15 protein-coding genes are annotated in these 14729 nt (G+C 61.6%); 9 read left to right on the top strand and 6 right to left on the bottom strand.

Annotated elements, in window-relative coordinates:
• Positions 1-60 precede the first annotated feature (60 nt).
• Together CKW40_RS19760 and CKW40_RS19755 are read left to right on the top strand one after the other, a co-directional pair.
• Positions 61-408 carry a cupin domain-containing protein gene (locus tag CKW40_RS19760; RefSeq protein WP_439331000.1) on the top strand — a complete coding sequence of 116 codons (348 nt, stop codon included), beginning with the start codon at positions 61-63 and terminating at the stop codon, positions 406-408.
• A 225-nt stretch (positions 409-633) separates the two neighbouring features.
• Complete coding sequence (locus tag CKW40_RS19755; RefSeq protein ID WP_095201539.1) at positions 634-1431, top strand: glycosyltransferase family 25 protein; 798 nt, start codon at positions 634-636, stop codon at positions 1429-1431.
• A 79-nt stretch (positions 1432-1510) separates the two neighbouring features.
• Here the strand turns inward: CKW40_RS19755 and CKW40_RS19750 are convergent, their stop codons facing one another.
• The 3 genes from CKW40_RS19750 to CKW40_RS19740 all read right to left on the bottom strand — a co-directional run bounded on the left by CKW40_RS19750 (position 1511) and on the right by CKW40_RS19740 (position 4732).
• Positions 1511-2470 carry a hypothetical protein gene (locus CKW40_RS19750; protein ID WP_244571222.1) on the bottom strand — a complete coding sequence of 320 codons (960 nt, stop codon included), beginning with the start codon at positions 2468-2470 and terminating at the stop codon, positions 1511-1513.
• Between the two features lie 136 nt (positions 2471-2606).
• Entirely contained in the window at positions 2607-3857 is a 1251-nt protein-coding gene (locus tag CKW40_RS19745; protein WP_095201537.1) for a cytochrome P450, read from the bottom strand.
• 281 nt (positions 3858-4138) lie between these two features.
• The gene (locus CKW40_RS19740) at positions 4139-4732 is read right to left on the bottom strand and encodes a hypothetical protein (RefSeq protein WP_095201536.1); all 594 of its coding nucleotides are present in this window, start codon (positions 4730-4732) and stop codon (positions 4139-4141) included.
• 337 nt (positions 4733-5069) lie between these two features.
• Here CKW40_RS19740 and clpP point away from each other — a divergent pair, with 337 nt between their 5' ends.
• The 4 genes from clpP (at position 5070) to CKW40_RS19720 (ending at position 10424) form a co-directional block, all read left to right on the top strand.
• Entirely contained in the window at positions 5070-5699 is a 630-nt protein-coding gene (gene clpP / locus CKW40_RS19735; RefSeq protein ID WP_056562366.1) for an ATP-dependent Clp endopeptidase proteolytic subunit ClpP, read from the top strand.
• A gap of 296 nt (positions 5700-5995) precedes the next feature.
• A complete protein-coding gene (clpX, locus tag CKW40_RS19730; protein WP_023759839.1) occupies positions 5996-7270 on the top strand; it encodes an ATP-dependent Clp protease ATP-binding subunit ClpX in 1275 nt (424 codons plus the stop codon).
• A 273-nt stretch (positions 7271-7543) separates the two neighbouring features.
• On the top strand, positions 7544-9955 hold the full coding sequence (gene lon, locus CKW40_RS19725) for an endopeptidase La (RefSeq protein ID WP_095201702.1): 2412 nt from the start codon (positions 7544-7546) through the stop codon (positions 9953-9955).
• A 196-nt stretch (positions 9956-10151) separates the two neighbouring features.
• Positions 10152-10424, top strand: coding sequence for an HU family DNA-binding protein (locus CKW40_RS19720; RefSeq protein WP_006201846.1), 273 nt, complete (start codon positions 10152-10154; stop codon positions 10422-10424).
• An 86-nt stretch (positions 10425-10510) separates the two neighbouring features.
• On the opposite strand, the gene CKW40_RS19715 is transcribed toward CKW40_RS19720, so the two are convergent.
• Positions 10511-11533 (bottom strand): aldo/keto reductase, encoded by a 1023-nt coding sequence (locus CKW40_RS19715; protein ID WP_095201535.1) that lies wholly within the window; start codon positions 11531-11533, stop codon positions 10511-10513.
• 120 nt (positions 11534-11653) lie between these two features.
• Between CKW40_RS19715 and CKW40_RS19710 the strand changes: the two genes are divergently transcribed.
• The 3 genes from CKW40_RS19710 (at position 11654) to CKW40_RS43015 (ending at position 13489) form a co-directional block, all read left to right on the top strand.
• Complete coding sequence (locus tag CKW40_RS19710) at positions 11654-12280, top strand: SIS domain-containing protein (protein WP_244571221.1); 627 nt, start codon at positions 11654-11656, stop codon at positions 12278-12280.
• A gap of 3 nt (positions 12281-12283) precedes the next feature.
• On the top strand, positions 12284-13030 hold the full coding sequence (locus CKW40_RS19705; protein ID WP_095201534.1) for a creatininase family protein: 747 nt from the start codon (positions 12284-12286) through the stop codon (positions 13028-13030).
• Positions 13031-13294: 264 nt separating this feature from the next.
• On the top strand, positions 13295-13489 hold the full coding sequence (locus CKW40_RS43015) for a hypothetical protein (RefSeq protein ID WP_143748332.1): 195 nt from the start codon (positions 13295-13297) through the stop codon (positions 13487-13489).
• A gap of 1 nt (position 13490) precedes the next feature.
• On the opposite strand, the gene CKW40_RS19695 is transcribed toward CKW40_RS43015, so the two are convergent.
• Complete coding sequence (locus CKW40_RS19695; RefSeq protein WP_095201532.1) at positions 13491-13808, bottom strand: hypothetical protein; 318 nt, start codon at positions 13806-13808, stop codon at positions 13491-13493.
• Positions 13805-14722, bottom strand: a complete 918-nt coding sequence (locus CKW40_RS19690) for a carbohydrate ABC transporter permease (RefSeq protein WP_095201531.1) — start codon at positions 14720-14722, stop codon at positions 13805-13807. Before CKW40_RS19690 ends, CKW40_RS19695 begins: the two co-directional genes overlap by 4 nt.
• Positions 14723-14729: the final 7 nt, after the last annotated feature.

Genomic DNA, 14729 nt, shown 5'->3' with positions numbered 1-14729 from the left:
GCGGAGTGCTTACTCACTACTCACTACTCACTACTCACTACTCACTGTTGGAGGCAAATCCTGTCCGCGCATCACCTGACAATATCGACTGACGGCATCGAACCCGAATCCGGCGCGCCGACGCCGGACCGGCTGATCTCGGGTGATCCGAAATTCCGCACCTGGAACGTCGAGGAGCGGGATGGCGGCCTCTATGCCGGCATCTGGGAATCGACCCCCGGCAAATGGCGCATCGTCTATGACGAATGGGAATTCTGCCACATCCTGTCCGGCGTTTCGGTGATCGCGGAAGACGGCGGCGAAGCGCGCACCGTACGCGCGGGCGACAGTTTCGTGCTGAGGCCGGGCTTCAAGGGCAGCTGGGAAGTGCTTGAAACGACCCGCAAGGAGTATGTGATCAAGCTGTAGGCGCCCGGGGCGGGATCAGACGATGCGGTCTATATCGCTATCGGAAAATCCGTACCGGGCATCTGGCTCTGCGGCCACAAGCATTCGGCAGCCACCCAAAGTTGACTGCCGTTTGGCGCGCTCTTATAGGGACGTCGACAGGCGACAATGACTACCGGTGAACTTCCCGACCAAAGCGGAGACACGAAGTAGAGATCGCCAAGCTTTCATGCCTCGAGGACGACAGTGAAGTGTTTGGTGATCAATCTTGACCGATCAGCCGATCGGCTCGCGGAAGTCACGGCAGAATTTGCCCGCATTGGAATTCCTTTCGAGCGTGTTGCGGCGATCGATGCGGCCACTGGGGCTCCTGTCATCGCCCCTCCGCTCACCGAGGCGGAAGTCTGCTGCTTTCTCAGCCATCGTCTCTGCTGGCAAATCATCGCGGACGGCCCCGATCGGTACGGCGTCGTCTTCGAGGATGATGTCGTCTTCAGCCACGACGCCGGACCCATGCTGGCCGATGACAGTTGGATTCCGCGAGATGCGGACGTGGTCAAGCTCGAAACATTCTTTGTCCCGGTGAGGCTCGGGGGCCGGCATGTCCCCGTCAAGAATGGATACTCCGCAACGCGGCTGTTCGGGCAACATATGGGCGCATGCGGCTATATTCTTTCGAAGAAGGCCGCACAGAAGCTGCTCAAGAGCACCAGGCGCCTTAAGGCAACGGTCGATTTCGTGCTCTTCAGCCCAACCGAGATGACGACCGCGCGCAGCACGACCTACCAGCTGATGCCCGCGCTCTGCGCCCAGGCCCAGTTCGTTGCGGAGAACGGCGGCCCTGCGACCTTGATCCAGTTCGCTCCGCCGCCGCCCAGAAACAAGCGTATCCTTGACAGGATCCAGGCAGAGGCGACGCGCGCCTTGGCGCGTCTTCGAAACAGGAACTTTTTCGCGACGCAGAAGATCGACGCCGTGCCGCTGCGTTTTCCGCTGGCGATGCAAGCCGACATCGACCCCAACCCGATCCCGGCATTGGCATAAGCGCCTCCCGGAGGGGATCGCCAAACGAGCGTCGATGCGAGCTCGTTTCAGGTGATTTGGGTGCCTGATTTCCGCAGGTCTACTTCGCCGGAAACTGGCTCAGGCACGCTTCCGACGCCTTGTCGTGCGCGGTCAGCAGATCGGCGTCCTGTGCCTCGACATCGGCGTCCGAAATCTCGTCGCGATAGTATTGCGCCAGGAGGTCGAGCCCGTCCTGGCTGACGCCATAGGTCGGGATTTCGCGGGCGAGGCAGCCGCAAAGCGCGAGTGCGCGATCGGGCGAGCCGGTCTTGTGGTTGGTCAGGATGAAATCCTGCGCCGGGCAGGCATCGAGAAATGCGCCGAAGTTCAGCTTCTGCTGCGGCCTATCGCCATGATCGAAATAGGCAGGCGGCCATTGGCTTTTGCCGCTCGCGACATCGCAGCCTGTGGCGACGTCCTGGGCACTTTTCGACAAGGCGAGCCAGGCATCCTCCTTGTCGCCTATTGGATACTCGACTTCCTGCCCGGCAATCGAAGCCGTATAGGCGTCAAGGTCGGCCTGTTTGAAGCCGACGACCTGAAATCGGTTGAACTGGCATTGGCATGCCGTGGCCGCCTGTTCCGCTTCGCCCTCGGCCGGCTGCTCGCCCAACTTGCTTTTCTGGCAGGCGGCCACGAAGGCGGCGCCATCGAGCGTCGAGGCTGGAAAGGTGGAAACGTCGACATAGCGCGTGCCATTCCAGCCGATCGTCATCGTGTTGGACTGGATGTCGAAAAAGCCGTTTCGCTTGAAGGGGCTGAGCGCGATCTTGTCCTGCGGCACCAGCCGCACGCCGGGAATGTCGCCCAAAACCTCATGGTAGCTGTCGCCTTCCAGGACGAACAGGAAGTTGCCGCATTTGATGCCGTCGCAGCCCGGCGCGTAGCGGTAGGCGAAGATTTCAGGCAAGCCGTCGAGATTGAGATCGACCTCGATGGCAAAGGAGGCCAGCGGCAGGCCCTTCGAGCCGGTCTGCCGCTCCAGAAGCCCCAATGCCATCTTGTGGGCGATGGCCATGCTGTTTTCCCAAGGGATGTTTTCCGGCTGTTGCTGGGCGTGCGCCGTGCCCAGGCAGCCGCATAGCAACGCCAATGCGAACGCCGTCGCCGGTCTCCAAGACAGTCTCATCGCGCAGCCCCAGGCCCGCGATCGTTCAGACGCCGACGGCGAGCGTTTCCAGCCCATGGAAGTGGTAAGTGTCGCGGAAGCGGGGCTGTTCGGCAAGATGCAGTTGCGGGTGACGTTCGAACAAAGTCTTCAGCGACACCTGCAATTCGAGCCGCGCCAGCGGCGCACCGATGCAGAAATGGATGCCGGCGCCGAAGGACACATTCTTCTGGTCGGTTCTATCAGGCCGGAAGGCCTGCGGTCCGGCAAAGGCGCGCGGATCGTGATTGGCCATGCCGAGCAGGAGCCCGATGGTCTGGCCCGGCTGCACGACGATGCCGGGCGCAATCTCGATCTCCTGATAAGCGTAGCGCATGAACATATGCAGCGGCGCGTCGAAGCGCAGGCATTCCTCGACCGTTGCAGCGGCCGCTTCCGCCGAGGTGAAGAAGCGGCCGGGGTCGCCGCCTTGCGCCAGGATCGAGCGCACCGCATTGCCGGTCTGATGTACGGTCGCTTCATGGCCGGCATTGAGCAGCAGGATGGCGGAGGATACCATTTCGTCTTCCGACAACCTCTGGCCGTCCTCCTGCGCCGAGATCAGCAGCGACAGCAGGTCGTCTCCGGGGTCCCTGCGTCGCTCGGTAATGTAGCCGCGCAGGAAATCGGCGAATTCGCCCGCTGCGCGATTGGCCGTCTCTTCGGTCTCGCGCGTGCGCCCATGGATGTACATGGCGACCATTTGATGGGACCAGTCGAGCAGTTGCGGCCCCATCTCCACCGGCACGCCGAGCATTTCGGCAATAATGGTGATCGGCAACGGCGCCGCGAAGGCGGGCAAGAGGTCGACTGGTCCGGTCGGATCAAAACGGTCGATCAACTCGTTGGCGAGCGCCTCGACCCGCGGCCGCAGCCGCTCGACCTGGCGCGAGACGAAGGCGCGGTTGACCAGTGTTCTCAGCCGCGTGTGCACCGGCGGTTCCAGTTCGAGCATGGAGTTGGCTTCAATGCCGTCGAAGGCCTTGAGATGGCTGCGATCCTGGCCGACGCCGCGGCTGTCGGGAATGCCGGCGGGGTTCTGGCGGCCGAAGCGGCGGTCGCGCAGCAGCCGGTTGACATCGTCGAAGCCGCCAAAGCACCAGAATCCGAATTCCTCCCAGAAGAAGGCATTCGAGACGCCATGCAGAGAGGCATAGGCCTCGTACGGATTCAGGAAGAAAGCCGACTCGTGCGGGTCGAGCCGCAGCCGCCGGGCGGCTGGATCAAGGGCGAGGTAAGGGAGCGTCGATTTGGTCATGCCAGACCCATAGCGCGGCTTGCCAGCCTCATTCCAGACCGTATGTTGGCGCGCGATACCCCATGAATTGATCCAGCCGTTCCGGCTGCGGAAGGTCTGAGCGGATGAATGTGATCGTTGTCGGCGCGGGTATTGCCGGTCTCTCCACGGCATGGTCGCTGGTCAAGGCCGGCCACAGCGGATCGAGGCGTCAACGCCGATGTCGCCGGCCTGAAGACGTGGCTGCGGACGGAGGCCTGTACGCAGGCCAGGTCGCTGCGGCGCAGGCTATGCCATGCCCGCTAATCCTGGCAATGCCTGGGAATATGCACGCGCCGCCAGCCGGATGAGCCTCCCCTGACCAGCACGCGCCGCGCAACGGTCTGGTAGGAGGCGGGAACATCGATAATACGCCTTTGTTCCGGCTGTATCAGCACTTCCTCCGCAATCTTGTCGTACTGCGCCGGGATAACGACGCGCCGGGTGCGTTCCGGCTGGATTACCACCGTCTCGGCGACGCGCTCGTAGCGCGCCTTGTGCCAGACCTTGCACAGCACCTTGCGGCCATGGATGACGCGCCATTCCCAGGAATAGCCGCCGCCATCGACCCTGACGGTGTGGTAGACGGTCCGGGTGACCGCTGGCACCACCTCATATTGAACCTGGGTCGGCACGGTCATCACCACGCGCTCGCGGGTGCCGTAGATTGGCGGGTCATAGTCGACCACCTGCTGGCCGGGAGGGCTGACCATCACGTCCTCGTAGACTGTGTCGTAGACGGCAGGCGAGCGGACCGGTTCGTAACATTCCACGGCACGGCCGCCGGCCGCCGTCTGAGAAGTCGTGCCGAGCATAGCCAGCCCGGCAAGGGCGAAGGATGCGCTTCTCCTGAACATGACACTCCCCCTGTTTGAACCTTGCACACAAGTTCAACGTTGAATTGTAGGGGAAGCTGCCGCTGAGAAAAGCGGTTTTGCCGCATTTCGTTAAGTGACGCGGTTAAGAAATTGCTACGTTGCGGACCGGTCACGCCTGTTCCTGGTCGGCGCTGGCGTCCGCGATGCGAATCCTTGGCCGTAAAGCTTGATTCGACTTACCCAGATGGCTAGGACGGGGCGGCCTTGCACAAGGATGAGCCGGCATCCTATCTACGGAACAACGATCCAGAACCGATTCTGCCTAATCTGCCAGCATCCCGGCGCCGGAATCCCACCGCGAGATAAGAGATAACCGATGAAGAACCCCGTCGAAACCTACATGAACCTCGTTCCGATGGTGGTCGAACAGACCAATCGCGGCGAGCGGGCCTACGACATCTTCTCGCGCCTCCTCAAGGAGCGCATCATTTTCATCACCGGTCCGGTCGAGGACGGCATGGCGACGCTGGTCTGCGCGCAGCTCCTGTTCCTCGAAGCCGAGAACCCGAAGAAGGAAATCAACCTTTACATCAATTCGCCGGGCGGCGTCGTCACCTCCGGCATGGCGATCTACGACACCATGCAGTTCATCAAGCCGGCCGTATCGACGCTCTGCATTGGCCAGGCCGCCTCGATGGGCTCGCTGCTGCTGACCGCCGGCCACAAGGACATGCGCTTCGCCACGCCGAACGCCCGTATCATGGTTCACCAGCCGTCCGGCGGCTTCCAGGGCCAGGCCTCCGACATCGAGCGCCACGCCATGGATATCGTCAAGCTGAAGCGCCGTCTCAACGAGGTCTATGTCAAACACACCGGCAAAAGCTACGAAGAGATTGAGCGGACGCTCGACCGCGACCATTTCATGACCGCCGACGAAGCCAAGGATTTCGGCCTCATCGACAAGGTCATTTCGTCGCGCGAGCCGGCTGAAGGTGCCGTGGCATAAGGGCTGGGTGGCAGTTGGATGACACCATCACGCGCTTTTAGCGTGTTTTGCGGCATTTCGGCCACAATTGGCTGTTCCCTCGACGGTTGGGATTGCCTACGTTAAGGCTATGTTGATTTTCGACGGCTTAGCTTTGTGTGGGGTTGCTGCGAATCATTGCCACGTTTTCTGATTTGTGTTTCGTACGGAATACGTTGCGGGAGCCGGGACACTGGCGGCGGCGGATTCCCGCGATAAATTAGAGTATGCGCCCTTTCAGCCAGACCATCGGCGGGCGGCCATGAAAGGACAGGAAAATGAGCAAGGTCGGCAACAACAGCGGTGACTCGAAGAACACGCTTTATTGCTCGTTTTGCGGCAAAAGCCAGCATGAGGTGCGCAAGCTGATCGCCGGTCCGACGGTCTTCATCTGCGACGAATGCGTCGAGCTCTGCATGGACATCATCCGCGAGGAGAACAAAACCTCGATGGTGAAGTCGCGCGAGGGCGTGCCGACACCGCAGGAGATCCTCAAGGTTCTCGACGACTATGTCATCGGCCAGCCCTACGCCAAGCGCGTGCTGTCGGTGGCCGTCCACAACCACTACAAGCGCCTCGCGCATGCCGGCAAAAACAACGATGTCGAGCTGGCCAAGTCCAACATCCTTTTGATCGGCCCGACCGGTTGCGGCAAGACGCTGCTCGCGCAGACGCTGGCCCGCATCATCGACGTGCCCTTCACCATGGCCGACGCCACGACGCTGACCGAAGCCGGTTATGTCGGCGAGGATGTCGAGAACATCATCCTGAAGCTCCTGCAGTCGGCCGACTACAATGTCGAGCGCGCCCAGCGCGGCATCGTCTACATCGACGAGATCGACAAGATTTCGCGCAAGTCCGACAATCCCTCGATCACCCGCGACGTGTCGGGCGAGGGCGTGCAGCAGGCGCTGCTGAAGATCATGGAAGGCACGGTCGCCTCCGTGCCGCCGCAAGGCGGCAGGAAGCATCCGCAGCAGGAGTTCCTGCAGGTCGACACCGCCAACATACTGTTCATCTGCGGCGGCGCCTTCGCCGGGCTGGACAAGATCATCTCGGATCGCGGCAGAAAGACCTCGATCGGCTTCGGCGCCATCGTCGCTTCGCCGGAGGATCGCCGCACTGGCGATGTGTTCCGTCTGGTCGAGCCCGAGGATCTGTTGAAATTCGGCCTCATTCCGGAGTTCGTCGGCCGTCTGCCGGTCCTGGCGACGCTGGAGGACCTTGATGAGCCGGCGCTGATCCAGATCCTGACCGAGCCGAAGAACGCGCTGGTCAAGCAGTACCAGCGGCTGTTCGAGATGGAAAATGTCGACCTGACCTTCCACGAGAATGCGCTCTCGGCGATCGCCAAGCGCGCCATCGAGCGCAAGACCGGCGCCCGCGGCCTGCGTTCGATCATGGAAGCGATCCTGCTCGACACCATGTTCGAACTGCCCGCGCTCGAGGGCGTGCGCGAAGTGGTGATTTCGGAAGAGGTGGTGACCGGCAGTGCCCGGCCGCTCTACATCTACTCCGAACAGAAGGAAAAGAAGGGCAATGTCAGCGCCTGACATGGCACTCGACCCCATATTTTTGTGGAACGGCGCCGTTGCGGCGCCGTTTTGCTGTGAAGGGCGCGCGACCTCAGTGATGGAGTGGATTTCCCGGCGATGTTAACTCTTGATCTTTGCCCTGTGTGCATCCACCTAACACTGGAAGGCCGAGGTGCCGATTTCTGTGCTGTAAAACTCCCGTCACAAACGGTGGTAGGCGGAACGATCCACGGTCGTTAATATGAGATTCGCGGTTGGCCTGATGGTGGCCGCGACATGAAAGGTTGGACAATGGCCAAAATATCCAAGGCTCCCAGCGACGGCGTCTTCGCAGTCCTCCCACTGCGCGACATCGTGGTGTTTCCGCACATGATCGTTCCGCTCTTTGTCGGGCGCGAAAAGTCGATCAAAGCGCTGGAAGAGGTGATGGGTCAGGAAAAGCAGATCTTGCTTGCCACCCAGATGAATGCCGCCGATGACGATCCCGAGCCCGATGCCATCTTCGACATCGGCACGCTCGCCAATGTGCTGCAATTGCTGAAGCTGCCCGACGGCACCGTCAAGGTTCTGGTCGAGGGCGCTTCGCGTGCCAAGATCGTTTCGTTCACCGACCGCCCCGACTTCCACGAAGCCCGCGCCACGGCGCTGGTCGAGCCGGAAGAGGAAGAGGTCGAGGTAGAGGCGCTGGCCCGCTCGGTCGTCACCGACTTCGAAAATTACGTCAAGCTGAACAAGAAGATCTCGCCCGAAGTGGTTGGCGCTGCCAGCCAGATCGACGACTATTCCAAGCTCGCCGATACGGTTGCCTCGCATCTCGCCATCAAGATCCCTGAGAAGCAGGAAATGCTGGCCACGCTCTCGGTCAAGGAGCGGCTGGAAAAGGCGATGGGCTTCATGGAAGCCGAAATCTCCGTCCTGCAGGTGGAGAAGCGCATCCGCTCGCGCGTCAAGCGCCAGATGGAGAAGACACAGCGCGAATACTACCTCAACGAGCAGATGAAGGCGATCCAGAAGGAACTCGGCGAGGGCGAGGACGGCCGCGACGAGGCCGCCGAGATCGAGGCGCGCATCAAGAAGACCAAGCTCTCCAAGGAGGCCCGCGAAAAGGCGGAAGCCGAGTTGAAGAAGCTCAGGACGATGTCGCCGATGTCGGCTGAATCGACCGTGGTGCGCAACTATCTCGACTGGATCCTGTCGATACCGTGGGGCAAGAACTCCAAGGTCAAGCAGGACCTGGCTTTCGCGCAGAACGTGCTCGATACCGATCACTTCGGTCTCGACAAGGTCAAGGAGCGCATCGTCGAGTATCTCGCCGTCCAAAGCCGCCAGAAGAAGCTGAAGGGGCCGATCCTGTGCCTCGTCGGACCTCCCGGCGTCGGCAAGACCTCGCTCGGCAAGTCGATCGCCAAGGCGACTGGACGTGAGTTCATCCGCATGGCGCTGGGCGGCGTGCGCGACGAGGCCGAGATCCGTGGCCACCGCCGCACTTATATCGGCTCGATGCCCGGCAAGGTCATCCAGTCGATGAAGAAGGCGAAGAAGTCCAATCCGCTCTTCCTGCTCGACGAGATCGACAAGATGGGCCAGGACTTCCGTGGCGATCCGTCATCGGCGCTACTCGAGGTGCTTGATCCCGAGCAGAACTCGACGTTCATGGATCACTACCTCGAGGTCGAATACGATCTGTCGAGCGTGATGTTCGTGACGACGGCGAATACGCTGAACATCCCGGCGCCTTTGATGGACCGCATGGAGATCATCCGTATCGCCGGTTACACCGAGGACGAGAAGATCGAGATCGCCAAGCGGCACTTGATGCCGAAGGTGATCCGCGATCACGCGCTGCAGCCGAAGGAGTTCTCCGTCAGCGAGGACGCGATCCGCGGCATCGTTCAGACCTACACCCGTGAAGCGGGCGTCCGGAGCCTGGAGCGCGAGCTGATGAAGCTTGGGCGCAAGGCCGTGACCGAGATCCTGAAGACGAAGAAGAAGACGGTGAACATCACGGCGGCGAATCTCGCCGATTACCTCGGTGTCCAGCGCTTCCGCTTCGGTCAGGTCGAGGCTGACGATCAGGTCGGTGTCGTCACCGGTCTTGCCTGGACGGAAGTCGGCGGCGAGTTGCTGACGGTCGAAGGCGTCATGATGCCCGGCAAGGGCCGCATGACGGTGACCGGCAATCTGCGCGACGTGATGAAGGAATCGATTTCGGCGGCGGCCTCCTATGTCCGCTCGCGCGCCATCGATTTCGGCATCGAGCCGCCGCTGTTCGACAAGCGCGACATCCACGTCCACTTGCCGGAAGGCGCCACGCCGAAGGACGGCCCATCCGCGGGTGCCGCCATGGCGACAGCCATCGTGTCGGTGCTGACGGGCATTCCGGTCCGGGCCGATGTGGCGATGACGGGCGAGATAACGCTTCGCGGCCGCATCTTGCCGATCGGCGGCCTCAAGGAGAAGCTGCTCGCCGCGCTGCGCGGCGGCATCAAGAAGGTGCTGATCCCGGAAGACAACGCCAAGGATCTGGCGGAGATTCCGGACAATGTGAAGAACGGCATGGAGATCATTCCGGTCTCACGCGTCGGTGAGGTGTTGCGCCACGCGCTGGTGCGTATGCCGGAGCCGATCGAATGGGTCGAACCGGTCAATCCGCCGGCCTCGACCGACAGTGCCGATGATGCCGGAAAGTCGCTTGCGCATTGATATTTGCTAAGGTTGCAGTGCACAAACGGAAAGCCGGGCCTCGCGCCCGGCTTTTTCATGTGAAAAACCCCGGATTTCCGGGCTTTTTCCGCTTTTTTCCTGCCTTTTCGACTTGGTTGCGGCAACGCTTCTTTCTAAAGTCCGTTTCCTGCCGGATGAGTCGTTAGTTCCGGTGTTCTCATGGAAGGGAATTTTTATGAACAAGAACGAACTGGTGTCCGCTGTCGCCGACGCCGCGAGCATTTCGAAGGGTGACGCGCAGTCGGCGGTCGATGCGGTATTTTCCGTGATCACCGGCGAACTGAAGAAGGGCGGCGATGTCCGGCTTGTCGGCTTTGGCAATTTCACCGTGTCAAAGCGTGCGGCCTCGACCGGCCGCAACCCGCAGACCGGCGCCGAAGTGAAGATCCCGGCACGCACCGTGCCGAAGTTCTCGGCCGGCAAAGGCCTGAAGGACGCAGTCAACTAAGCGCGTTTTTCTTTTTCAGAGAGACAGAAAAGCCGGGCTCGCCCGGCTTTTCATTTTTGCGCCTGCGGCGGTGAATGATCGCCGCACTATGCGGTCGGCGCATCAGCGCGCATCAAGCCTTCCTCCTTGAGGTCCGCCCAGAGCGCCGCGGGCAGCTTCGCGTCGAGCAGTGACCGGTTGCTTTCGACCTCGCTTGGCCGCTGGCCGCCGGGGATCACCGAGACGACCGACGGATGCAGCGCCGGAAATTGCAGCGCGGCCTCGATCAGCCTGACACCATGGCGCTTGCAGACCGCCTCGATGCCGGCGACCCGCTCGAGAATGTCCTGCGGCGCTTCGGAATAGTTGTAGTAGGCGCCGGGCTTCGGTCCTGTCGCCAGGATGCCGGAATTGTAAGGGCCGCCCAGCACGATGCCGATCCCGCGCTTTTGGCAGAGCGGCAGGAAGGTGGCAAGCGCCTCCTGTTCCAGCAGCGTGTAGCGCCCGGCAAGCAGGAACAGGTCGAAATCGCCGCGCTCGGCCAGTGTCTGGGCAACCTGCCATTCGTTGATGCCGCCGCCGAACGCCTTGATCGCACCCTGGTCGCGCAGCGACAGCAGCCCGTAATAGCCCGAGCGCATGAATTCCTCGATGCGCCGATCGGATGCCTCCTTGCTGCCATGGGTGAAGATGTCGACATCGTGCACGAACAGGATGTCGATGCGGTCGACGCCGAGCCGCTCGAGCGAGGCCTCGAACGAACGCATGACGCCGTCATAGCTGTAATCATAGACTTCCCTGCGCGACGGCGTGTCGAAGAACTTGCCGATGCCCGTGCGCTCTTCCGGCGGGCAGGCGCGCATGAGGCGGCCGACCTTGCTCGACAGCACATAGTCGTCGCGCTTCTTGCCGCGCAGGAACGCATTGAGGCGTGTTTCCGACAGGCCGAGCCCATAGAGCGGCGCGGTGTCGTAGTAGCGGCAGCCGGTCACCCAGGCGGCATCAAGCGTGGCATTGGCATCCTCGTCCGAAACGGCACGGTAGAGATTGCCGAGCGGTGCCGTGCCGAAGCCGAGCTCCGTAAAGGTGAGGCCGCCATTGCCGATGCGGTCGAAATGCCGTGTCTTCATGTCCTGCAGTTTTCCTGGGGTTGATCTGTCTGAGCTGATTTGTCTGACATGACACTATCACGCCTGTGGCCCCGCAAAAGCGTGGCACAGCGTTGGACACGCATTTTCGCGGTTGCTAGCATGAACGAAATCAAGCTGTTCGTGGAAAAATCCCAGGACGATTTGGAGGATGGGTTTGCCGTGGGCGACCGGAACGAAAACCTGTTCAAGACCGCGCTCGACGAACTGGGCGCCGTGCTGGCGCGGTTGGATGACCGCCAGATAGACGCTGGCTGCAAGCTGTTGGCCGAAGCCAGGCAGATCGTCGTCTACGGCTGCGGCCGCGAGGCCTTGCAGGTCAAGGGTTTCGCCATGCGGCTCTATCATCTCGGCCTGCCGGTCTCGGTGGTCGGCGACATGAACACGCCGCCGCTGGGGCCTGGCGACCTTTTCCTCGCCAGTTCCGGGCCGGGAGAGACCTCGACGGTGCTCACCTTGATGCGCGTCGCGCGCGACGCCGGCGCGACCAATCTGCTGCTGAGCGCCCAGGCCGACGGCAGTGCGGCAAAACTGGCCGACGCCACGCTGCTCATCCCGGCCCAGACCATGGCCAATGACCAGGGACCGCAAAAGACATCGGTGCTGCCGATGGGCTCGGTGTTCGAAGGCGCGCTGTTCCTGCTGTTCGAGGTGATGGTGCTGAAGCTCAAATCCCTGACCGGTGCGTCGCCCGAAGCCATGCGCGCCCGCCACACCAACATGGAATAGACCATGCACTATGAACTGATGCTGCCGCACCAGATCCGCAAGGCGATCGCGCAGAATTGGCCGGTCGCCCTGCCGCTCGGCGTGCTCGAATACCATGGCGAGCACATGGCCGTCGGCATGGACACGCTGGCCGTCATCAAGGCTCTGGAATTGTTCGAGAAGGAGAGGGACATCGTCATCCTGCCGCCCTTCTACTACGGCGCTGCGAGTTACGCGGTGGCGCCGCCGGAAGGTACTGGCTCGGTGCAGGTCGGCGGCAATCAGCTGGCGCCGTTCGGCGAGGAACTGTTCTACAGCCTGCTGCGCATCGGCTTCCGCAACATCCACGCCATCATACATCACCAGACGGAAAACTTCGCCGCCGGCATGCCGACCGATCTCGCCTTCAAGACCGCCGGCCGCCAGGCGATCTTCCGCTTCCTCGAGAAGCAGCGCGGCGAGGGCTGGTGGGGCTCGAAGGACATGGCTGACTATTATGCCGGACACGCCGCAGGCGAAAATTTCTTCAACTGGGTGCAGGTGCATCCGCTGATGCCCGCCGCCATGAACGGCAAGTACCCGTTCGACCATGCCGGTATCGGCGAGACATCGCTAATGCTGGCGCTATGTCCGGAGGCAGTCGATGCCGCCCGCTTCGCCGACAATACTGCCTGGTATACGGCAAGCGCCAAGGACGCATCGGCGGAACTCGGGCACAAGGGCGTTGCCATGATTATGGATCATTTGCGCGCGACGCTTCGGTCAGGCTGACAAGCTCATCGAGACGGGGTAGGAGAGCCTGAGACCTGCATTAGTAACTGGTAATATGATAGAGTGATACCGTAGGGCGTTTGGAGCCATACGGTGCACGTGGTCGGAAACCGACGCATGGCAAGCGTGGCAGGCGTGATCGTCATGGCTGCGGTGCTTGAGGATGTCCATGTTTTCGCACATGACGCAGACAGGAGTTGGTCCTATCCGCCCGCCTGTTGTCACGGAGATATGGTCACGGGGGAGTGTGGCAGCATCCCCAGTATGACCGTCACGCCTCAGGCCGACGGCTACGTCATCATCCTGCGGCCGGGAGACCACCAGAAAGTCACGCACCAGAACCGCTATTTCGTACCCTACGATAGCGTCATCCCGTCCGGCGACGATAGGTTCCACATCTGCCTGCATCCGACTGAGGAGCACGAGAACTGCTTCTTTGCACCGTCCGAAGCCATGTAGGTCAGCGATGGCGGCCTTCGATCCGCTCGGCCAGATACTCGACCCTCGATTTGTTCGGATCGCTTTTGGTGATCACGGCCCAGAGGAAGGTGCCGGCGCCGCCAAAGGCCAGGGTGACGAAGATCGCTATGCCGAGCGCAAAAAACCGCGTGTACAAGCCCATCAGCAGCATGATCAGCCCGCCGGACAGCATCGCCACGACAAAGCCGGCGATGACGGCGCGGCCCTGCCAGGCGATCGGCATGACGCCCTTGCCATAGCGGTCGCGGCCGACATAACCGACACGGATGTTGCGTGCGAACCAGTATTGGTTCGTCACTTCACGGCTCCGGCAGTCATGCCCATGATGAGATAGCGTTCCAAAGCAATGCCGATGACCGCCAGCGGTGCAATCGCCGCCGTGGCAAGCGCTGCCATCGACCACCAGTTGATGCCTTGCGAGCCGGTCTGGCTCGCCACCATGACGGGAATGGTCTTGGCGTCGGTCGAGGTCAAAAGCGCGGCGAAGAAATACTCGTTCCAGCACAGCACCATCGCAAGGATGAAGGCGGCGACCATGCCCGGCAGCGCGATCGGCATGACGATGCGGAAGAATGCCCCCCAGATCGACAGGCCATCGACGAGGGCCGCTTCCTCGAGCTCTACGGGGATAGAATTGAACTGGTCGCGCATGATCCAGATGACGATCGGCAGCACCATCAGCGTGTAGAGCAGGATCAGCCCGATGCGCGTGTCGAGCAGGCCGACTTCCCGGTAAAGCACCAGGAAAGGCAGGGCGAGCACCACGGGCGGCAGGATCAGCTGCGACAGGAAGAAGAAGGAGATGTCCTCGTTCTTGAACCAGGCGAACTTGTAGCGGTAGCGCGTGAGGCCGTAGGCGGCGAGGCTGCCGATGACGATGGCGAGGCTCGACGCGCCGACCGAGGTGATGACCGAATTCATGAAGCGCTTGAAGAACTCGTCACGCACCGTGGAGGTCTCGAAGATCGAATCCGGCGAAAGGCCGAGCGATCGCCAGCCCTTCCAGTCCGGCTGGAAGTCGACGAAGGGGATCAGATGGCCTTGGGTCACGTCGACCGCCGATTTGAACGAGGTCGTTAGCGTCCAGTAGATCGGGAACAGGCAGATGAAAGCCCAGAACACCAGCGCGCCATAGATGAAGACGCGGCTGGTGATGAAGCTCGCCGGAGAACGGATTTCGGAAACAGTGTATTCGGTGGTTTGAACGCTCATGATCCCA

Origin of the sequence: Mesorhizobium carmichaelinearum (genome assembly GCF_900199455.1) — a bacterium.
In the GTDB taxonomy this organism is placed as follows: Bacteria; Pseudomonadota; Alphaproteobacteria; order Rhizobiales; family Rhizobiaceae; genus Mesorhizobium; species Mesorhizobium carmichaelinearum.
Note: the sequence above shows the minus strand (reverse complement) of the source record. Positions and strands in the feature narration are given on the sequence as shown.

Coding starts and splice junctions, on each gene's coding strand:
- CKW40_RS43015 (WP_143748332.1), top strand. CDS start 13,295: ATGACCGTCACGCCTCAGGCCGACGGCTACGTCATCATCCTGCGGCCG.
- CKW40_RS19740 (WP_095201536.1), bottom strand. CDS start 4,732: ATGTTCAGGAGAAGCGCATCCTTCGCCCTTGCCGGGCTGGCTATGCTC.
- lon (WP_095201702.1), top strand. CDS start 7,544: ATGGCCAAAATATCCAAGGCTCCCAGCGACGGCGTCTTCGCAGTCCTC.
- clpX (WP_023759839.1), top strand. CDS start 5,996: ATGAGCAAGGTCGGCAACAACAGCGGTGACTCGAAGAACACGCTTTAT.
- CKW40_RS19710 (WP_244571221.1), top strand. CDS start 11,654: ATGAACGAAATCAAGCTGTTCGTGGAAAAATCCCAGGACGATTTGGAG.
- CKW40_RS19690 (WP_095201531.1), bottom strand. CDS start 14,722: ATGAGCGTTCAAACCACCGAATACACTGTTTCCGAAATCCGTTCTCCG.
- clpP (WP_056562366.1), top strand. CDS start 5,070: ATGAAGAACCCCGTCGAAACCTACATGAACCTCGTTCCGATGGTGGTC.
- CKW40_RS19745 (WP_095201537.1), bottom strand. CDS start 3,857: ATGACCAAATCGACGCTCCCTTACCTCGCCCTTGATCCAGCCGCCCGG.
- CKW40_RS19715 (WP_095201535.1), bottom strand. CDS start 11,533: ATGAAGACACGGCATTTCGACCGCATCGGCAATGGCGGCCTCACCTTT.
- CKW40_RS19705 (WP_095201534.1), top strand. CDS start 12,284: ATGCACTATGAACTGATGCTGCCGCACCAGATCCGCAAGGCGATCGCG.
- CKW40_RS19720 (WP_006201846.1), top strand. CDS start 10,152: ATGAACAAGAACGAACTGGTGTCCGCTGTCGCCGACGCCGCGAGCATT.
- CKW40_RS19750 (WP_244571222.1), bottom strand. CDS start 2,470: ATGGCCATCGCCCACAAGATGGCATTGGGGCTTCTGGAGCGGCAGACC.